At 66.8% G+C, this 18,030-nt stretch carries 14 protein-coding genes; 7 read left to right on the top strand and 7 right to left on the bottom strand.

The window, feature by feature from the left end:
* Window positions 1-1,161: a CaiB/BaiF CoA transferase family protein gene (locus J2739_RS14495; protein WP_309902773.1), complete on the bottom strand. Its 1,161-nt coding sequence runs from the start codon at window positions 1,159-1,161 to the stop codon at window positions 1-3.
* 118 nt (window positions 1,162-1,279) lie between these two features.
* Here J2739_RS14495 and J2739_RS14490 point away from each other — a divergent pair, with 118 nt between their 5' ends.
* From J2739_RS14490 to J2739_RS14465, 6 genes are all read left to right on the top strand, one after another.
* The gene (locus tag J2739_RS14490; protein WP_309902771.1) at window positions 1,280-2,239 is read left to right on the top strand and encodes a LysR family transcriptional regulator; all 960 of its coding nucleotides are present in this window, start codon (window positions 1,280-1,282) and stop codon (window positions 2,237-2,239) included.
* Between the two features lie 41 nt (window positions 2,240-2,280).
* Window positions 2,281-4,047 carry an adenylate/guanylate cyclase domain-containing protein gene (locus J2739_RS14485; RefSeq protein WP_309902769.1) on the top strand — a complete coding sequence of 589 codons (1,767 nt, stop codon included), beginning with the start codon at window positions 2,281-2,283 and terminating at the stop codon, window positions 4,045-4,047.
* 165 nt (window positions 4,048-4,212) lie between these two features.
* Window positions 4,213-6,045, top strand: a complete 1,833-nt coding sequence (locus J2739_RS14480; protein ID WP_309902767.1) for an FAD-dependent oxidoreductase — start codon at window positions 4,213-4,215, stop codon at window positions 6,043-6,045.
* Window positions 6,046-6,127: 82 nt separating this feature from the next.
* On the top strand, window positions 6,128-7,966 hold the full coding sequence (locus J2739_RS14475; protein WP_309902765.1) for a 2-oxoacid:acceptor oxidoreductase subunit alpha: 1,839 nt from the start codon (window positions 6,128-6,130) through the stop codon (window positions 7,964-7,966).
* A 39-nt stretch (window positions 7,967-8,005) separates the two neighbouring features.
* Complete coding sequence (locus J2739_RS14470; protein WP_309902763.1) at window positions 8,006-9,061, top strand: 2-oxoacid:ferredoxin oxidoreductase subunit beta; 1,056 nt, start codon at window positions 8,006-8,008, stop codon at window positions 9,059-9,061.
* A 44-nt stretch (window positions 9,062-9,105) separates the two neighbouring features.
* Window positions 9,106-9,546, top strand: coding sequence for a CBS domain-containing protein (locus J2739_RS14465; protein ID WP_309902762.1), 441 nt, complete (start codon window positions 9,106-9,108; stop codon window positions 9,544-9,546).
* Between the two features lie 35 nt (window positions 9,547-9,581).
* Here J2739_RS14465 and J2739_RS27915 read toward each other — a convergent pair whose 3' ends face one another.
* The 4 genes from J2739_RS27915 to J2739_RS14450 all read right to left on the bottom strand — a co-directional run bounded on the left by J2739_RS27915 (window position 9,582) and on the right by J2739_RS14450 (window position 15,957).
* Entirely contained in the window at window positions 9,582-9,917 is a 336-nt protein-coding gene (locus J2739_RS27915) for an energy transducer TonB (protein WP_405053885.1), read from the bottom strand.
* 267 nt (window positions 9,918-10,184) lie between these two features.
* Complete coding sequence (locus J2739_RS14460; RefSeq protein ID WP_309902760.1) at window positions 10,185-10,535, bottom strand: DUF6984 family protein; 351 nt, start codon at window positions 10,533-10,535, stop codon at window positions 10,185-10,187.
* Entirely contained in the window at window positions 10,532-11,173 is a 642-nt protein-coding gene (locus tag J2739_RS14455; RefSeq protein ID WP_405053894.1) for an RHS repeat-associated core domain-containing protein, read from the bottom strand. Before J2739_RS14455 ends, J2739_RS14460 begins: the two co-directional genes overlap by 4 nt.
* 647 nt (window positions 11,174-11,820) lie before the next feature.
* Window positions 11,821-15,957, bottom strand: coding sequence for a DUF6531 domain-containing protein (locus tag J2739_RS14450; RefSeq protein ID WP_309902758.1), 4,137 nt, complete (start codon window positions 15,955-15,957; stop codon window positions 11,821-11,823).
* Window positions 15,958-16,202: 245 nt separating this feature from the next.
* Here J2739_RS14450 and J2739_RS14445 point away from each other — a divergent pair, with 245 nt between their 5' ends.
* Window positions 16,203-16,442: a hypothetical protein gene (locus J2739_RS14445; protein WP_309902757.1), complete on the top strand. Its 240-nt coding sequence runs from the start codon at window positions 16,203-16,205 to the stop codon at window positions 16,440-16,442.
* Between the two features lie 407 nt (window positions 16,443-16,849).
* On the opposite strand, the gene J2739_RS14440 is transcribed toward J2739_RS14445, so the two are convergent.
* Window positions 16,850-17,140 (bottom strand): RHS repeat domain-containing protein, encoded by a 291-nt coding sequence (locus J2739_RS14440; protein WP_309902755.1) that lies wholly within the window; start codon window positions 17,138-17,140, stop codon window positions 16,850-16,852.
* Between the two features lie 435 nt (window positions 17,141-17,575).
* The gene (locus J2739_RS14435; RefSeq protein WP_309902753.1) at window positions 17,576-18,016 is read right to left on the bottom strand and encodes an ester cyclase; all 441 of its coding nucleotides are present in this window, start codon (window positions 18,014-18,016) and stop codon (window positions 17,576-17,578) included.
* Between the last annotated feature and the right edge of the window lie 14 nt (window positions 18,017-18,030).

Genomic DNA, 18,030 nt, shown 5'->3' with positions numbered 1-18,030 from the left:
TCAGCGTGTGCGCGCAGGCCAGCCGGCGCCGGACTGCAGTTGACCGTCGTGCTCGCCCAGGCGCGGCGCCGGATGCGCGATCCGGCCCGGCGTGGCGCTGAGCTTGGGCACGATGCCCGGCACCTTGAGCATGCGGCCATCCGAGGCGGGCGCCTCGACGATCATTTCGCGCGCCAGGTACTGCGGGTCACGTGCGATGTCCGCCACGGTGTAGACGCGCCCGACCGGCACGCCGGCGGCGTCGAGCGCGGCCAGCACCTGGTCACGGCTGCGTTGCACGGTCCACGCCTCGATGGCGGCGTCGAGCATCTCGACCTGCGCCACCCGGCCGTCGTTGTGGCGCAGCGCCGGGTCGTTCTCCAGGTCCGGCCGCTCGATGGCGCGCATCAGCCGGCGGAAGATGCTGTCGCCGTTGCCTGCCACCAGGACGAAGTGGCCATCGTTGCAGCGGTACGCGTTGGTGGGCGCGATGCCCGGCAGCGCGCTGCCGGCGCGTTCGCGCACCGCACCGAAAGCGTCGTACTCGGGCAGCAGGCTCTCCATCACGTTGAAGACCGACTCGTACAGCGCCACGTCGATGAACTGCCCTTCGCCGCCATGGGCCGCGCGGTGGTAGAGCGCCATCAACACGCCGATCACGCCATGCAACGCGGACAGCGTGTCGCCCAGCGACACGCCCACGCGCACCGGCACCCGGCCCGGCTCGCCGCTGAGGTAGCGCAGCCCCCCCATCGATTCGCCGAGCACGCCGAAGCCGGGCTTGTCGCGGTAGGGGCCGGTCTGGCCGTAGCCCGAGATGCGCAGCATCACCAGCTGCGGGTTGAGCGCATGCAGCCGCTCCCAGCCCAGCCCCCAGCCCTCCAGCGTGCCGGGCTTGAAGTTCTCGATCAGCACATCGGCCTCGAGCGCCAGGGCGCGCACCGCCGCCTGCCCTTCCTCGCTGCGCAGGTCCAGGCAGACCGAGCGCTTGTTGCGCGACTGCACTTCCCACCACACCGAGCTGCCGTCGCGCAGCATTCGCCACTTGCGCAGCGGATCGCCGACCTCGGCCGGCTCGACCTTGATCACATCGGCGCCGAATTCGGCCAGGGTCTTGCCGGCAAAGGGGCCGGCGATGAGCTGACCGAGTTCCAGGACCTTGAGGCCTTCGAGTGCGTTCATGGCGTTGCGTCGTCTCTTGAGTGAATGGCCTCACTGTAGGAATGCGACGGCCTTTGCGGAATTGCTTTGGCGGCAGCACCGCTTCGCAAAACGCGAAGGCCCTCCCTAGAATCGATCCATGGCCCGCAGCATCAACCCGGCACGCGTCGACTTCGTCACCCTGCGCCTGTTCTGCGCGGTGGCGCAGTCGGGCAGCATCACCAAGGGCGCCGAAGCCTGCCACCTGGCGCTTTCGGCCGCGAGCCGGCGCCTTTCCGATTTCGAAGGCACGACCGGCTCGAAGCTGCTGGAGCGCAGCGCCCAGGGCATCGCCCTGACGCCCGCCGGCCACGTGGCCATGCAGCACGCGATGCGCCTGTTCCAGGGGTTCGAGCAGTTCAGCAGCGAATTGGGCGACTACGCCAGCGGCGTGCGCGGCCACGTGAGGCTGTGGGCCAACATGTCTGCGCTCACGGAATTTCTGCCGGCGGCGCTCGCGACCTTCCTCGAGCGGCATCCCGACATCCGCGTCGAGGTCGAGGAGCAGCTGAGCGGCGACATCGTGCGTGCGCTGGTCGATGGCCTGGCCGACGTGGGCGTGTTCGCCGAGAACACGCCCGCCTACGGCCTGGACATCGCGCCTTTCCAAACCGACGAGCTGGTGGTGCTGTGCGCGCGGCAGCATCCCCTGGCGCGCCTGAAGCGGGTCGATTTCAAGACCTGCCTGGCCTACGAGTTCGTGGGGCTGAACCGCAGCAGTTCGCTGCTGGAACTGACCTCGCGCGCGGCCGAGCAGGCCGGCATCCCGATGCGGCTGCGCGTGCAGGTGCGCAGCTTCGATGCCATGTGCCACATGATCGCGGCGGGCCTGGGCATCGGCGTGGTGCCGCTGGCGGCCTGCTCGGCGCAGGTCAGCGTGCTGGAGCTGAAGGTCGTGCGCCTGAAGGACCCGTGGGCGGTGCGGCGCTTGATGATGGCGACGAAGACCGGGGAGCGCCTGTCGGCCGCGGCGGGCTTGCTGGTGGGGCACCTGGCGGGCCTGTCGGAGGCCGACAAGGGCGCGGCCCGCCCCTCCCGTCGACGGGCGGCAGGAGCGTAATATGCACCGCCTCTGGAGTGTTCCTCATGGAGTTGCCGTCGGTGAACCCGGCTGATCTCAGACAACGCCTTCTCGCCATCCTGGCCGCGGATGCCGTCGGCTATTCGCGCCTGATGGCCGGCGACGACCGCGGCACCGTCGCGGCGCTCGATGCCGCGCGCGCGGTCTTCCGCCACCGCATCGAGGCCGGCCAGGGCCGCGTGATCGACATGGCCGGCGACTCGGTGCTCGCCGTGTTCGAGACCGCCGCCGGCGCCGTGACGGCAGCCATCGCCGTCCAGCAGGCGCTGGGCGCCTCCACCGGCGCCGTGCCGCAGGATCGGCGGATGCACTTTCGCATCGGCATCCACATGGGCGACGTGATCGAGAAGGCGGACGGCACGGTCTACGGCGACGGCGTGAACATCGCCTCGCGCCTGTGCGCGGTGGCCGAGGCGGGGGGCATCGTCGTGTCCGATGCCGTGCATGGAGCCGTGCGCGACCGCATCGTCGCCAGCTTCGTCGACCAGGGCGAGCAGCCGATGAAGAACATCGCGCACCTGGTCCACGCCTTCCAGCTCAAACCGACCGAGCCCACGCCGGCGCCCGCCCCTGCCCCTGTGCCCGTGCCGGCCCTGCGCCTGCCCGACCGGCCTTCGCTGGCCGTGCTGCCCTTCACCAACATGAGCGGCGACCCGGAGCAGGAGTACTTCGCCGACGGCATCACCGAGGACATCATCACCGACTGCTCGAAGATCTCCGGCCTGTTCGTGATCGCGCGGAACTCGACCTTCAGCTTCAAGAAGCAGAACGTCGACATCAAGGACGTGGGCGCCAAGCTCGGCGTGCGTCATGTGCTCGAGGGCAGCGTGCGGCGCCACGGGATGCGTGTACGCATCAACGTGCAGCTGATCGACGCGGCATCCGGCGGGCATGTGTGGGCCGACCGCTACGACCGCGAGCTGGAGGACATCTTCCTGGTTCAGGACGAAGTCACGCGCAAGATCGTGCAGACGCTCGAAGTGAGGCTCACCGGCAATGAGGAGGCGCGCCGGCACGATCGCGGCAAGGTCAACGGCGAAGCCTACGACTACCTCATCCGCGCGAAGTGCTGCATCGTGCAGTTCACCGAATCGGCGCTGATCGAGACGCGCGAAATGCTGGAGCACGCCCTGGCGATCGATCCTGGGATGGCGCAGGCCTACGCCTATCTGGCGATCGCCCGCGGCGTCGAGTACGCCAACGCGTGGAACGGCCGGACGGCGGACGACCTCGAAGAGAACCTGGCGCTGGCGCGCAAGGCGAGCGAAATCGATCCCTCCGAGCCCATGGCCCATCACGCCCTGTCCAACGCGCTCATGTGGCTGCGCAGGCTCGACGAGGCCGAGCGCGCCGCGCGGCGCTCGGTCGCGCTCGACCCGAACTCCGCCCAAAGCCAGGGGACGCTGGGCCTCATCCTGGATTTCTCCGGGCGGCACGAGGAGGCGGTCGAGTTGCTGGGGCGGGCGCTGCGCCTCGACCCGGAATTCAGCCTGTGGCGGCACGCGCAGGGGCGCGCTCAATTCGCCCTGGGGCGTTACGCCGAGGCCGAATCGAGCTTCAAGCGCCGCCTGATCCACATGCCGGGGTCGGACGTCACGCGCGCCTACCTGGCCTCGCTCTACGGTCACACGGGCCGCCATGACGAGGCCGGCCGCGTGTGGCGCGAGCTGATGGCCCTCCATCCGAAATACGCCATCGAGCTCACGTTGCGCGTGCTGCCCTACAACAGCCCGGCGCCGCTCGAGCAGTTCGTGGCGGGCTTGCGCAAGGCGGGGCTGGTGCCTTAACCGGCACCGGGGACCGGCCCCCGCGGGATCGCGCGCGCCCGTCGCGGCCACGTCCCCTGAGGGGTTTCACCGAGACCCGCCGCCGCCGCGCCCGGCGCATACTGGCGGAAAAGCCCGCATCGGTCCATCCACGAGGACCACGGGCGGCAGCAAGGAGACAAGACTTTGCAGCGAACCGATATCGCGAACCCGGCCTACTTCCACAAGGTCGTCGATTGCCAGTACGCCTGCCCGGCGCACACCCCCGTCCCCGAGTACATCCGACTGATCGCGCAGCGCCGCTACGGCGACGCCTACATGGTCAACTGGGTCTCGAACGTCTTCCCCGGCATCCTCGGGCGCACCTGCGATCGGCCGTGCGAGCCGGCATGCCGGCGCGGGCGGGTGGAAGAAAGCAACGCGAACAAGCCCGAGCCGGTGGCGATCTGCCGGCTCAAGCGCGTGGCGGCCGACATGAAGGAGGACGTGCGCGCCCGCATGCCGGCGATCGAGCCCCGCAACGGCAAGCGCATCGCCTGCATCGGCGCGGGGCCGGCCTCGCTTACCGTCGCGCGCGATCTCGCGCCGCTGGGCTACGAGGTGACGGTGTTCGACGAGGGGACCCAGGCCGGCGGCTTCATGCGCACGCAGATTCCGCACTTCCGCCTGCCCGAGTCGGTGATCGACGAGGAGACGGGCTACATCCTGGACCTCGGCGTGGAATTTCGCGGCGGCGAGCGCATCGATTCGATGAAGGCGCTGATGGCGCAGGACTGGGACGCGATCTTCGTCGGCTGCGGCGCGCCGCGCGGGCGCGACCTCGACCTTCCTGGCCGGCAGGAGGCCGCGGCCAGCATCCATATCGGCATCGACTGGCTGGCTTCGGTCTCCTTCGGCCACATCACCCGCATCGGCGAGCGCGTGATCGTTCTGGGCGGCGGCAACACCGCCATGGACTGCTGCCGCTCCGCGCGCCGCCTGGGCGGCAGCGACGTGAAGGTGATCGTGCGCAGCGGCTTCGAGGAGATGAAGGCTTCGCCATGGGAGAAGGAGGATGCGCAGCACGAGGGCATCCCGATCATCAACTTCCACGTGCCCAAGGCCTTCGTCCATGAAAACGGCAGGCTGGTGGGCATGCGCTTCGAGATCGTCCGCGCGCAGTACGACGCACAGGGCCGGCGCTCGCTGGTGCCCACCGGCGAGCCCGAGGCCTTCTTCGAGTGCGATGATGTGCTGGTGGCCGTGGGCCAGGAGAACGCCTTCCCCTGGATCGAGCGCGATTGCGGCATCCACTTCGACAAGTCGGGCCTGCCGGTGCTCGACAAGCGCAGCTTCCAGTCGACCGTGCCGAACGTGTTCTTCGGCGGCGATGCGGCCTTCGGCCCCAAGAACATCATCGAGGCCGTGGCCCATGGCCACGAGGCCGCGGTGTCGATCGACCGGCTGCTGAATGGCGAGCCGATCGAGGTTCGCCCCGCGCCCATGACCAACCTGATGTCGCAGAAGATGGGCATCCATGAGTGGAGCTACGACAACGACATCACCAACGACCTGCGCTACAAGGTGCCGTGGGCCAAGGCGGAAAAGGCGCTGGCCAGCATCCGGGTCGAGGTGGAACTGGGCTTCGACGCCGCCACCGCCTTCAAGGAGGCCGAGCGCTGCCTCAACTGCGACGTGCAGACCGTGTTCACCGAGGTTGCGTGCATCGAGTGCGATGCCTGCGTGGACATCTGCCCGATGGATTGCATCAGCTTCACCGCCAATGGCGAGGAGGCGGAGCTGCGGCAACGGCTGAAGGCGCCGGCCCTCAACCTGGCGCAGGACCTGTACGTGTCCGGCGGGCTCAAGACCGGCCGGGTGATGGTCAAGGACGAGGACGTCTGCCTGCACTGCGGCCTGTGCGCCGAACGCTGCCCCACCGGCGCGTGGGACATGCAGAAGTTCCTGATCGAGATGACCCATGCAGGGCCGCAGGCTCGCGATGCGCACGTCGCGCCCAGGCAGGGGGTGGCGGCATGACCCGGTCGACCAGCACCGCAGCGCGCAGTGCGGAGGTTTCCGGATGAGCGCGACGCTTCCGCCCAAAGGTGCAAAGCCCTCCATGGGGACCACTGAATTGCCGAGCGCGGCCGCCACGCCGTCGATCGAAGCCGTCAACGACTTCGTCATCAAGTTCGCCAACGTCAACGGCTCGGGCTCGGCCTCCGCCAACGAGCTTTTCGCCAAGGCCATCCTGCGCATGGGCGTGCCGGTGAGCCCGCGCAACATTTTCCCGAGCAACATCCAGGGCCTGCCGACCTGGTACGAGGTGCGCGTCTCGGAAGCAGGCCACATGGGGCGGCGCGGCGGCACCGACATGATGGTGGCGATGAACCCGCAGACCTGGGACGCCGACGTGGCCGAGCTGGCCCCCGGCGGCTACCTGTTCTACGACAGCACGCGCGCCCTGCCCCCTTCGAAGTTTCGCGAAGACGTCCACGTCATCGGCATGCCCCTGACCGAGATCTGCAACGCGGTCTACCACGACCCGCGCCAGCGGCAGCTGTTCAAGAACATCGTCTATGTCGGCGCACTGGCCATCCTGCTGGGCATCGAGCCCGAAGTGGTCGAGAAGCTGCTCGGGGAGCAGTACCGGGGCAAGGAAAGGCTGCTGGCCTCCAACGTCCAGGCCCTGCACCTGGGCTGCGACTTCGCGCGCGAGCACCTGCAGGCGTCGGTGGGGCTGCAGGTGCGGCGCGCCGACCGGGTGGGCAACCGCATCTTCGTCGACGGCAACAGCGCCGCCGCGCTGGGCTGCGTGTATGGGGGCGCCACGGTCGCGGCCTGGTACCCGATCACGCCCTCCTCCTCGGTGGCCGAGGCCTTCCAGAAATACTGCGCCAAGTTCCGCGTCGACCCGGCCACGGGCCAGAACCGCTTCGCCATCGTCCAGGCCGAGGACGAGCTGGCCTCCATCGGCATGGTGGTGGGGGCCGGCTGGAACGGCGCGCGCGCCTTCACCGCGACCTCCGGTCCGGGCATCTCGCTGATGACCGAGTTCATCGGCCTGGCCTACTTCGCCGAGATCCCCGTCACCCTCATCAACGTGCAGCGCGGCGGGCCTTCCACCGGCATGCCCACGCGCACCCAGCAGGCCGACATCCTGTGCTGCGCCTACGCCTCCCACGGCGACACCAAGCACGTGCTGCTGTTCCCCGAGGACCCGCACGAATGCTTCGAGCACGCCGCTGCCGCGCTGGACCTGGCGGACCGCCTGCAGACCCCCGTTTTCCTGATGACCGACCTGGACATCGGCATGAACCAGCGCCTGTGCGCGCCGTTCGAATGGGACGAGACCCGCGCCTACGACCGCGGCAAGGTCATGACCGCCGAGGAACTGGAAGCCGGCCGCGACTTCGGCCGCTACAAGGACGTGGACGGCGACGGCATTCCGTGGCGCACCCTGCCCGGCACGCATCCGACCAAGGGCAGCTTCTTCACGCGCGGCACCACGCGCGATGCCTACGCGCGCTATTCGGAGCGCGGCCCCGACTACGTCTACAACATGGAGCGCTTGCTGAAGAAGTTCGCGACCGCCGCGACGCTGGTTCCGCAGCCGGTGCTGCGGCCGGCCGCGCAGGCGACCGAGCTGGGCGTGATCTATTTCGGCTCGACCACCCCGGCCATGCACGAGGCGCTGGAGGCGCTCGAGGCACGCGGCATCCACCTGGATGCCATGCGGCTGCGCGCCTTCCCCTTCCCCGAGAGCGTGGTGCAGTTCCTGGCCGGGCACAGGCAGGTCTTCGTGGTCGAGCAGAACCGCGATGCGCAGATGCGCAGCCTGCTGATCAACGAGCTGGACGTCGACCCGGCCCGACTGGTGCGCGTGCTGCATTTCGACGGCACGCCGATCACCGCGCGCTTCGTCACCGATGCGATCGCTGCGCATGTGGCGGCGTAGGCGCGGCCATTCGTACGCCCCGCATTTCCAGGAAACAGAATGACCTACCTCGCCAAGCCCAGGCTGCACCACCCCACGCTGGCCACCAACAAGGTCGGCTACACGCGGCGCGACTACGAGGGCAAGATCTCCACCCTGTGCGCCGGCTGCGGGCACGACTCGATCTCGGCCGCCATCATCGAGGCCTGCTGGGAGCTGGACATCGAGCCGCACCGCGTCGCCAAGCTCTCGGGCATCGGCTGCAGCTCCAAGACGCCGGATTATTTTCTCGGTGCCTCGCACGGCTTCAACACCGTGCACGGCCGCATGCCCAGCGTGCTGACCGGCGCCAACCTGGCCAACCGCGACCTGCTCTACCTGGGCGTCTCGGGCGACGGCGACTCGGCCTCCATCGGCCTGGGCCAGTTCGCCCACGCCATGCGGCGCGGCGTGCGCATGGCCTACATCGTCGAGAACAACGGCGTGTACGGCCTCACCAAGGGCCAGTTCTCCGCCACCGCCGACGAGGGCTCCAAGAGCAAGAAGGGCGCGATCAACACCGACAGCCCGGTCGACCTGGTCGCCATGGCGCTGCAGCTGGGCGCCACCTACGTCGGGCGCGGCTTCTCGGGCAACAAGGCGCAGCTGGTGCCGCTGATCAAGGGCGCCATCAGCCACGGTGGTGCCGCCTTCATCGACGTGATCAGCCCCTGCGTCGCCTTCAACAACCACCCCGGCAGTACGAAGAGTTACGACTACGTGCGCGAGCACAACGAGGCGGTCAGCCGGATCGATTTCATCCACAGCCGCGAGGAGATCAGCGTGGAGATGACGCCGGGCGAAGTGATGGACGTGCGCCAGCACGACGGCACCCTGCTCCGGCTGCGCAGCCTGCACCCCGGCTACAACCCGGGCGACCGCCATGCCGCCATGGCCTACATGCAGCGGCACCAGGAGATGGGCGAGGTGGTGACGGGGCTTCTCTACGTCGACCCGCTGGCCACCGATCTGCACACGGCGCTCAACACCAGCGCGCGGCCGCTCAACCAGCTGGGCCCTGACGCCCTGTGCCCGGGTTCGGCGGCGCTGGAAAAGCTCAACGCCTCCTTGCGCTGAACCCGCGCCCGTCGCAACATGCCGGTTTTGCTGGAGGACGAACCATGGCAGAAGAACGTACTGTGTTTCAGTCCATATCGCGCAAGCACGTGCTGAGCCTCGGCCCGCAGGCCAGCGTGCGCGATGCGGCGGGCGTCATGACCCGTGCCAACTGCGGCAGCGTGCTCATCATGGAGCCGCCGGACATCCTGCTGGGCATCCTGACGGAGCGCGACCTGATGACGCGCGTGCTCGCCAGAGGACTCGATCCGGATCGCACGGCCGTACGCGAGGTGATGACGCCCAATCCGATCTGCGTGGCGCCGGAGACGCGGGTCGCGGATGCGGTCGTGCTGATGATCGAGCGCGGCTTCCGGCACCTGCCCCTTGTGTCGGGGACGAAGATCCTGGGGGTGTTCTCGGTGAGGGATGCGCTGCCGAGGGAGATCGGGGTGGCGCTCGGCGAGGCGGAGTTCAATGCGCAGGTGAATGATGTGTTGGGGTAGGGAGGCGTGGAGGCTGGGCAGCAGGTCCGGCTTTCTTACCGGGTGAGTGGCGCGGGCTCGTCCGGCGGGTCCAGTTTGAAGGTAATCGGCTGACGAAGCCGCACCTTGACCGGCGCGCCACGATAAGTGTGAGGCCGAAATTTCCATTGAGTGAGGGCACTGACTGCCGCGTCTGCCAGCAACTTGGGCGCCTCGCCGACGACCATCGTCCGAGCAACGTTTCCGCGCTCGTCGACTTCCATTTCGACAAGGACTCTGCCTTCAATGCCTGCTCGCCTTGCCTCGCCCGGATACGGGGATGGCACGGCGTGAAGGACTCGGGTTGGCTGGTCCAGTCCAAGCGCGCCCTCCCCTGGAGCGGACTCCTTCATAAGGACTGCTATCGCTTGCTCAGAGCTCAGGCTCTGCGAGTCCCCTATGAAATATCTCTGAGGCTTGGTTGCACAGCCAGACAGACTCAAGGTAAAGATGACCAAGAACGGAGAAAGTCTCATCGCATGTCCGCATAAGTGATGGGCTATAGAAGCACCGAGGGTCAGCTTCTTTGCTTGTTCGTGAGGGTTGGTGCGGCGTCGGCTGCTGCAAGCCGCCTTTGCGCACCCTCACACTTGGAATGTTTACATACGAGCGGCAAGGAACTACTTCAGCCTGAGCGTTTTCCAGTTCGGCCCAAGAAGATCGAACGAATCCCAGCGCAGAAACTCCAGCTCGAGCAAACGGCCGTTCTCGTCCGCGTGAAGCAACACAGACAACTCGGTGCCGTCACTGTCAAGCATCCTTCCTTCAACGCCGAAGGGATGCTGCCCACGATACTGAGGTCGCTCGTACCCAGCTATGAAGAACATGACTCGAGACCCATCCGGGGTGGCTGGGGCTGCCGAAGCCTTTTCGAGGTCCTCGAGGAGTTGGCTCCGTTCACCTTCTTCAAGCCGGTTGGCGAAGTTGACTATGAGCATTCTCTCTTCATGGGTTAATGGGCGCATGTTCATTTCACTGGAAAAAGTGTTCCGACATTTACAGTTCCGCTTGGAAGTAAGCGTGCACGATATTCCAACTCGACGCCGTCGACGATCAAACGCCCAACAACGTCTGCGTCTGCAGCCAGGTTCCCGCGCATCGCCTTTATCTCATTTGCTACTGCAGTCTCAGCATGAGCAATGTTTACGCCGGCAACTTCAAGACGCGACGCATAGTGGGCTGTTTTGAAGGCCGTCTCGGCGAAAGGAGTCACGCCCTTTAAGGCTCCCTCTGCGACACCGAGCGCTTTGACACCAGTGCCCACAGAAGCACCTATCGTGGGATTGAGCCCCTCCACGCTCTTCAGCGCCGTATCCACCAACGGCTCATTCTTCAACGCTGCCACCGAAGCGCTCCAGCCGCTGCTGATGGCTCCTCCAAGACCCGCAGCCAGCTCCACTGCCTGGCGTGCGATAAAGCCGGAAGGGTCGGTCCGGTTCGCCGCGTTGTTGCCCACATAGGCATACAGGTTGACGTCGTCCTTGTAGCCGATCGGATCGGTCTGCAGGAACCTGCCCAAGCCCGGCGAGTAGAAGCGCGCCTTGTAGTAGTACAGCCCGAGCTCGCCGATGAGCTGCTGGCCGGTGTACCGGAACCTCGGGCCAGTCATCGTGTTCGGCTCGCCATAGGGCCCATAGCTGTAGATGCCCGTGGAGGCGCCCGTCGCGTTGGCCGTGGCCACGATGCTGCCCAGGTGATCGGCGTAGAGCCAGTTCTTGGCCGTGGTGCCTGCTCCCTCGTACCAGACGATCGGCTCGTCGGTCCCCGGTCCATGCACATAGCGCCTTTGCAGTGTCGTGCCGGCCGCGTCGTACTCGGCAACCAGGTTCGCCGCGTCGTACAGCAGGTTCGTCGTGGCCGTCCCGATGGCCGTCTGCCGCAGGCGCCCTTCGGCGTCGTACGCCAGGCTCGCTGCCGTTCCGGTCTTGCTCGCCGTCTTCAGCCGGTTGTCCAGGTCATAGCCATAGCTCCAGGTGCCATCCCCCGTGAGGTTGCCATTGGCGTCGTAGGTCTGGGCCGTGCCAGCTACGGCCGTGTACTGGTTCAGCCCATTGCTGGCATAGCTCTTCGTACCCGGGCTCGCCCCGCTCCACTGGTACAGGTCGTTGGTCCAGTTGACGCTCTTGAGCTCGCGGACCTGGTTGCGCGTGTACGCGTACTGCACTTCCTGCGAGGGTGAGGCGAGGAAGTTCTTCAGGGTGGCCAACGCTCCCTGGTTGTCGTAAGTGCGCTGGATCGTTGTGCCGTTGCCCAGCGTCACCGTGGTGCGCCGCCCCAGGTCGTCGTAGGCGTAGCTGGCCAGGTTGACGCTGCCGTTCTCCAGGATCGCGCTCGGGCGGTTGCCGCGTCGTAGCTCGTGGTCGTGAAGAAGCCGTCTGGCCAAGTGGTGCGGATGCGATTGCCCGCGGCGTCGTAGCTGTGGCTCAGGGTCTTGCCGCCGGCCGTCATGCTCGCGAGCCGACCCGCGTTGTCCCAGGCGTAGCCGATGGCATGGCTGCCGTTGGCGAACTTGGCCAAGGTCCTCAGGCCGCGCAGGTCGTAGCCGAACTGGACGTTGTCGGCCGTGTTGGGATAGGACCGGGCGATCAGGCGGTTGACGTTGTCCCAGGCCTGTGTGACGACCTGCCCGTTGCGCCTGCGCAGGCTCGTGACGTTGCCATTGGCGTCGTAGCCGTTCTCCTCGTAGTCATTGGCGTTCGCGTAGTTGGGCGTGGCCGGCAGCGGGTAGTACGTCCTGGCGAGACGATCGAATCCGTCGTAGGTGTGGACGGTGAGGTTGTTCTTGGCGTCCTTGACCGAGTCGACGTTGCCGTTGGGCGTGTAGCTGTAGCCGGCATACGCCTGGGCCAAGGCAGTGCCGACGGCCTTGTTGATGGCCTGCACGCTGTCGTCGGGGTTGTAGACGGTCTCGGTGACGCGGTTGCCGCCGTCGGCCGTGGGCAGGTACTTGGTGGTGCGGAAGGGCCGGTCCAGGTCGTCGTAGGCCGTGTCGGTGATGGGGACGGGAGCGGTCTCGCCGGGGCAGGTCGTCGCGGCGGCGGTGAGCGCCGGGCCCCAGGCCCGGGTGACCTTGCCGGTCTCACTGTAGCGGCTGCAACTCACGAGCCATTGGGCACCCTGCTGCGCTGCGCTCTGGAGTGGGCGGCCGTCCGCGTCATAGGCAATGCGAGTCTGCTTGCCCATCGCATCGGTGACCTGCGTGGGCCGGCGCTCGGCGTCGTAGCTGGTGGCGATCGTGTCCGCCACGTCGGTGCGAGGGCCATCGACGCCGGTGAGGTTCCCGACCGCGTCGTGGGTGAAGGCGGTCGTCAGGTTCAGCTTGCCGGCACGACTGTCGAGCGTGCTCGTTTGCGGCACGTACTTGTTGGCCGCGTTGTAGGTGGTGGTGGTCACCACCGTACTGCTGGAAGTGGTTGTGACGGTCTTGGAGCTCGGCAGGGAGAAGCTCGGATAGCCGCTCGGGGTGAAGGCGGTGTAGGCGTAGGTGGTCTGCGGCGCCACGCCGGCGGCATCGGCCGGCGCCGTGATGGTCAGCGGCAGGCCCTGAGCGGTATAGGTGTAGCGGGTGAACTGGTTGCGCGCGTCGTAGGCGGTGTCGATCTTGTTGAAGGCGTTTTCGTAGTAGAAGCGCTGCACCCGGTTGGGCAGGCCACTGCCCGGCTTGGCCACGCTGGTGATGCTCTTGACGTTGTGCGTGCAGCGAAACAGAGGATTCGTGCAGGAGGCATCGTCGTAGGCGTACTCGGTCGCATTGCCCTCGGGCAGCTGCTTGCGAATGAGGCGGGACTGGCCGTCGTAGGTGTTGACGGTCCAGTTGCCAGCCGGGGTGCTGGATTGGATGACATTGCCCATCCCATCGAGGTAGCTGGTGCGGGCCACGCCCCCGGGGCCCACCTCCTCGGTTCTCGACCCGGCGAAGTAGTAGTCGTAGCGCTTGCCCCGTGCGTTCACCTGGCTCTGCACGCGACCGAGGCTGTCGTAGGTGTTGGTGAGCGCCGCGGTCGTAGGCAGCGCGGGGTTGTAGATGCTCTTGATCTGCCCGGGCAGTGCATAGGAGAAGGTGGTGCCCTGGCCCAGGGTGTTGGTGAAGGTGGCGAGGTTCGCGTTGGCGTCGTAGCCGAAGCTGACGGAACGCGCTCCGTCGCTCACCTGCGTGATGCGTCCGCCGGCGTTGGTGAAGGTGAGCGTGCGGCCCAGGCTGTTCTGCACCTGCGTGAGGTCGTTGCCCGAGTAGGTGAACTTCGCTTGAACCCCGCTGGGCTCGGTGTAGGTTTCCGCCTTGCCGGCGGCGTTGAACTTCAGGACCGCGCGGTTGAGCGTCTCGTAGCTGTAGCTGCCGTCGGCGTTCCTGGTGAGCTTGCCGGACTTGCCGGGGGGCGGGTTGTAGCTGCCGTCGGGCAGCTTGACGAAGACTTCGCCGTTGAGGCCCTGGGTGACGACGACGGTGTTGTCGATCAATTGGTCGCCGAACCAGCGCTGGCCGAGGGCGGCGGTGACGAGCTTGGCCAGCGGCCGTGCCGGGTCCATCAAGAGGTCGAAGGAGGCCTTGTGCTCGACCAGGGTGCCCACGGCGTCCAGCGCCGAGTCTTCGCCCATGGCCTGGAAGCCGTCGGAGTTGACGGCGGCGCTGGCGTTGAAGTTGTGGGTCCAGCCCCGGCCCAGTGGGCCGTTCTGGTTGCGCAAGCCGGAGCTGTACAGGCGCTGGAAGGACAGGCTTTGCGGGAAGGCGCCGACGCCGACGCTGAGGTCCTCGTGGTTGTAGAGGAAGTGGCCCTGGACCATGTCGATCGGGTCGCCCAGGAGTTGCAGGCCGGCTTGGATGAGACTGAGTGGCTCTCGGGATGCGGGGACCAGGATTTCGGAGAGCGTCCCAGCCGACTGTTCATACGTCGAGTAGCCACCCGAGAGGCCGTTGCTGATGATGGAACCGAGGTACAGGCCCGAGCCGACGGTGAAGTAGCCCGCCCCGCTCCAGCTGTTCTCCGTGATGTCGCAGCGCGCCGGCAGGATCAGGCGCAGGCCGGAGGCGAGATAACTGCTGAAGTTGGCCAGATGCGCCCCGCAGTTCACCAGGTTCGGTTGCACGGCACTGGCGTAGTTGGTATTGGTTGCGCTGTAGATGCGCTGCCCGGCAGCAGACGCCAGGTCGATGAGCTTGACGGTGGACACCGCCGGCACGCCGGTGGTCTGCTGCACCACGGTGGACTCCAGGATGCTCAGGTGCATCGCCCAGTTGGCAAAGGCCGCGCTCTCCTTGTCGGTGTTGCCGGCGAGGTTGGCCACGGCCAGCACGTTGCTGGGCAGATCGACATAGGCACTGCCGGTGTAGCCCGCGATGCCGACCTGGTGCTGGTGCAGCAAAGTGGTGTCGGCAATGCGCTCGGTGAGCGTGCCGGCGTGGGTGTTCTGGGCGATCCATTGCGCGCCGATGACGCCCAGGGTGCTGCCCAGCAGCGGCTCCGAGGCGTCGGCGGCGCCCGAGGCCCGGAGGTCGCTCAGCATCCTTCGGTAGTTCTCGGCGGGGCCACGGCCGGCCGGGCCCCAGCCGTTGGCGATCAGGAAGGTGTTGCTGCCGCCGCCCCGGATCTTCTGGGTGAAGCTGTGGTTGGCCCAGGTGGAGACGTAGGCATTGTGGGTGACGGTGAAGGTGATGGGAGTGGAAGAACCCGGCGTCACTGCCGTGCCCGGGTTGCCGACGGCGACGCCATCGAACTTGAGGATGGGCTGGTTGGCACCGTTGTAGGTGAGGGTCAGGCGCCGGCCGTAGATGGCGTCGGACGTATAGGTCTGGTCGATGCCCTGGTACTGCACGCGCAGGGTGGGCTTCATGTAGGCCGGCAGTTCGGCGAGTTCCTCGCTGCCCCAGGCGGTGTTCTGGTAGGGCAGTGATGTCTGGCGCAGCGCTCCGTAGAAGGGAGTGATGGTCTTGCCGCCGAGGACGTCGTCCAGCGTCGCGGTTTGCTTGGAAATGCGCAGGGAGCCCGCGAGGATGCCAGCGTACTTGGCGAGGTTGAAGCGGATGTTGTTGCGGTTGATGTTCTGCACGTAGTCGGCCGCAACAGTGGCGCCGCTCTGGGCCGAGGCCAGGTAGTTGGCGGCGTTGTAGCCGGCGTAGCTGGCCAGGTCGATGCCGCTCTTGAAGGTGTGGGGCTTGTAGCTGGGGTCGAAGACGTACCAACTGCCGTTGATCTTGGTCTTGACCCAGACGTGCTCGATGGACAGATCGGTCAATGCGGCCACGGTGCCGGGGCAGCTGCCGGCCGTGGTGGCGTTGATCTCGTAGACGGGGATCTGGGCCTGGCCGAGGAGGGACAGCACGCCGCAGGCGTTGGCGGTGCTCACGCCCCACCACTCGGCCAATTGAGCAGCGCTCAGCTTGGCGATGCCGCGCACGTAGTTGGCCTCCCAGGCCCGAGGCGCGCAGCAGCTCGACCATGAGAGTGGCCTGGTCGTGGGCCGTGGCCTGGTTGTCGAGGACTGCGCCCAGTGCCCCCTTCTGCAGGCCGAACACCGGGTAGTACTCGATGTTGTTGCGCACGTACTGGTAGATGAGATCGGGGTGGTAGCGCAGCGACCGGGCCAGCTCGGCGATCGAGGCCGGGCCGGAGGCTGCGGCGTCGCCGGAGATCTTGGCGGCGGTGGAGATCGAGCTGGAGGTAGAGGTAGAGGTGGGGGAGGAGGACGTCGAGGTCTTGCCGGTCTTCGCCGACGAAGCCGCCGCCGCGGAGACGCCCTGGTTGAGGTTGGCGGGAAGGACCCTCGCCTTCAGGATGCGCTGGGCCTCGGCGAAGCTGACCGGGGGCATGTTGGCGCGCAACACGCCGGGCGCGGGAGCGAATTCGCTGCTGGTGGTTGTCGCAGCACCGGTGGGGGCGTGAGTGGAAGCACCGGCCTCCTTCGCCCCATCCTTGACCGCCTCGCGCCGCACCGGGTCCTTGGCGCTCGGCAGGTCGCCCGCCTGGTAGCGCAATGCCGGCTGGCCGCTCGTGAAGCTCAAGGGACTGCCCGAGCCCGCGCTGCCGGAGGACGAGCGCTGGGTGACGTTGGCCTTGGCCGCGGGAGCACCGAGGGCCACAGCAGGCGGTGCGGCCTTGCGCGCAGTGCTCCCCTGGATCTGCGCGACGGCAAGGCCGCTCGCAAGCGATGTGGCAACAGCCACGGCAACGGCGCACGCGCGCGCGAGCTTGGAAATGGGAACTCCCCGAGGTCTTGTTGTTGAGAACGAACGAGAGACGAGCAGGCCCGAGGCACTTCTCGCCTCGAGGCTGTCGCGACACTGCTGCCGCTACGACGAGGTCGCCGCGACCGACGTGCGATTGCCCGCGGCGTCGTAGCTGTAGGTGATCGTGGTGGTGGCGCTACCGTCGCTGTAGACGGCGCTGGCCAGGCGGCCCAGCGTGTCGTAGCTGTAGCTCACGGAACCGGCATGGGCAGGTTGGCCTGCCAGTGCGGCGCCGCAGAGGCAAGCGGCGAGGACGGTGCGGCACAAAATCCGGCTCGGCGCATGGCGCTCGGAGGTCATCGAGGTGCGCGATCTCGATGCATGCGCTGTCAATGCAGCGGTCTTTTTATTCACTGGGGAAGCTCCCTTTTTTTTGGATCCGGCGGACTCTAGCGGATCCGGGAGAAAAACAAACTCGCTTTTTGTCGCACGAATGTGTCCTCGAGCACATCTTGTGAACCACCACTTCTGGTGGCAGGCGGCCTACTCCTGAACCGCATGTTCGACACCCCGACTCCGCCGCAGCGCCGACCTGAGCTGGCCCTCCTCCATACGGCTCATTTCGAGCGTCAGACGCCTGAACTCGGCCTGGTAGCAAGGCAACATCAACCCTGCCGTAAGCGCATGAACGTCACGGTGACTTGCACGGTATTCATGGCACGCAACGATGCTTCGATAGACGTCGAGCGCCTGTGCCACTCGGTCGGACGCTTGCTTGTCATTGCTCCTGTTTCGGATCATCGCCGGCTCCTTGCGGTGCGCCTCGGATGGCGCGCAAGGCAACTCTATTCACTCGGGCGCGAGACGGGGAGTAACAACATCGTCGTGAATCCGCGGCCCTGCCTGAAGCTGCGCTTCGATCGCCGCTTTGTCGATCACCGACCAGACTTGCCAGATCTTCCGTCCCCGGAACTCGTAGAACACGTTCTCGGCGAACGCAACTCGCTTGCCGTTGACCGGGAGCCCCAGAAAGGTTCCCTGGGGCCTGCACACGAAGGCCAGGCGGCTCGCGACATGGGGCGGCTCGGCAACCAGCAATGCCACGCTGAAATGCAGATCGGGGATCTCCCGGAAATCCCTTTCGAGCATGTCCCGGTAGCCGACCAGTTCGATCCGCCGGCCGTTATGGCTCACCTCATCGTCGACGAACCGCCCCAGCGCCGCCCAATCCTGCTGGTTGAGGCAAGCGATGTATTCGAGGTACAGCGCGGAGAGATCGGTCGGGCGCATTGGACCATCGCCCT

It is taken from the genome of Variovorax soli (assembly GCF_031454625.1).
Lineage (GTDB): Bacteria > Pseudomonadota > Gammaproteobacteria > Burkholderiales > Burkholderiaceae_C > Variovorax > Variovorax soli_A.
Note: the sequence above shows the minus strand (reverse complement) of the source record. Positions and strands in the feature narration are given on the sequence as shown.

Excerpts from the sequence above, each read along its gene's own strand:
- J2739_RS14470 (WP_309902763.1), top strand. The coding sequence starts at position 8,006 with ATGACCTACCTCGCCAAGCCCAGGCTGCACCACCCCACGCTGGCCACC.
- J2739_RS14435 (WP_309902753.1), bottom strand. The coding sequence starts at position 18,016 with ATGCGCCCGACCGATCTCTCCGCGCTGTACCTCGAATACATCGCTTGC.
- J2739_RS14495 (WP_309902773.1), bottom strand. The coding sequence starts at position 1,161 with ATGAACGCACTCGAAGGCCTCAAGGTCCTGGAACTCGGTCAGCTCATC.
- J2739_RS27915 (WP_405053885.1), bottom strand. The coding sequence starts at position 9,917 with ATGAAGGAGTCCGCTCCAGGGGAGGGCGCGCTTGGACTGGACCAGCCA.
- J2739_RS14460 (WP_309902760.1), bottom strand. The coding sequence starts at position 10,535 with ATGAACATGCGCCCATTAACCCATGAAGAGAGAATGCTCATAGTCAAC.
- J2739_RS14455 (WP_405053894.1), bottom strand. The coding sequence starts at position 11,173 with ATGACTGGCCCGAGGTTCCGGTACACCGGCCAGCAGCTCATCGGCGAG.
- J2739_RS14490 (WP_309902771.1), top strand. The coding sequence starts at position 1,280 with ATGGCCCGCAGCATCAACCCGGCACGCGTCGACTTCGTCACCCTGCGC.
- J2739_RS14475 (WP_309902765.1), top strand. The coding sequence starts at position 6,128 with ATGGGGACCACTGAATTGCCGAGCGCGGCCGCCACGCCGTCGATCGAA.
- J2739_RS14465 (WP_309902762.1), top strand. The coding sequence starts at position 9,106 with ATGGCAGAAGAACGTACTGTGTTTCAGTCCATATCGCGCAAGCACGTG.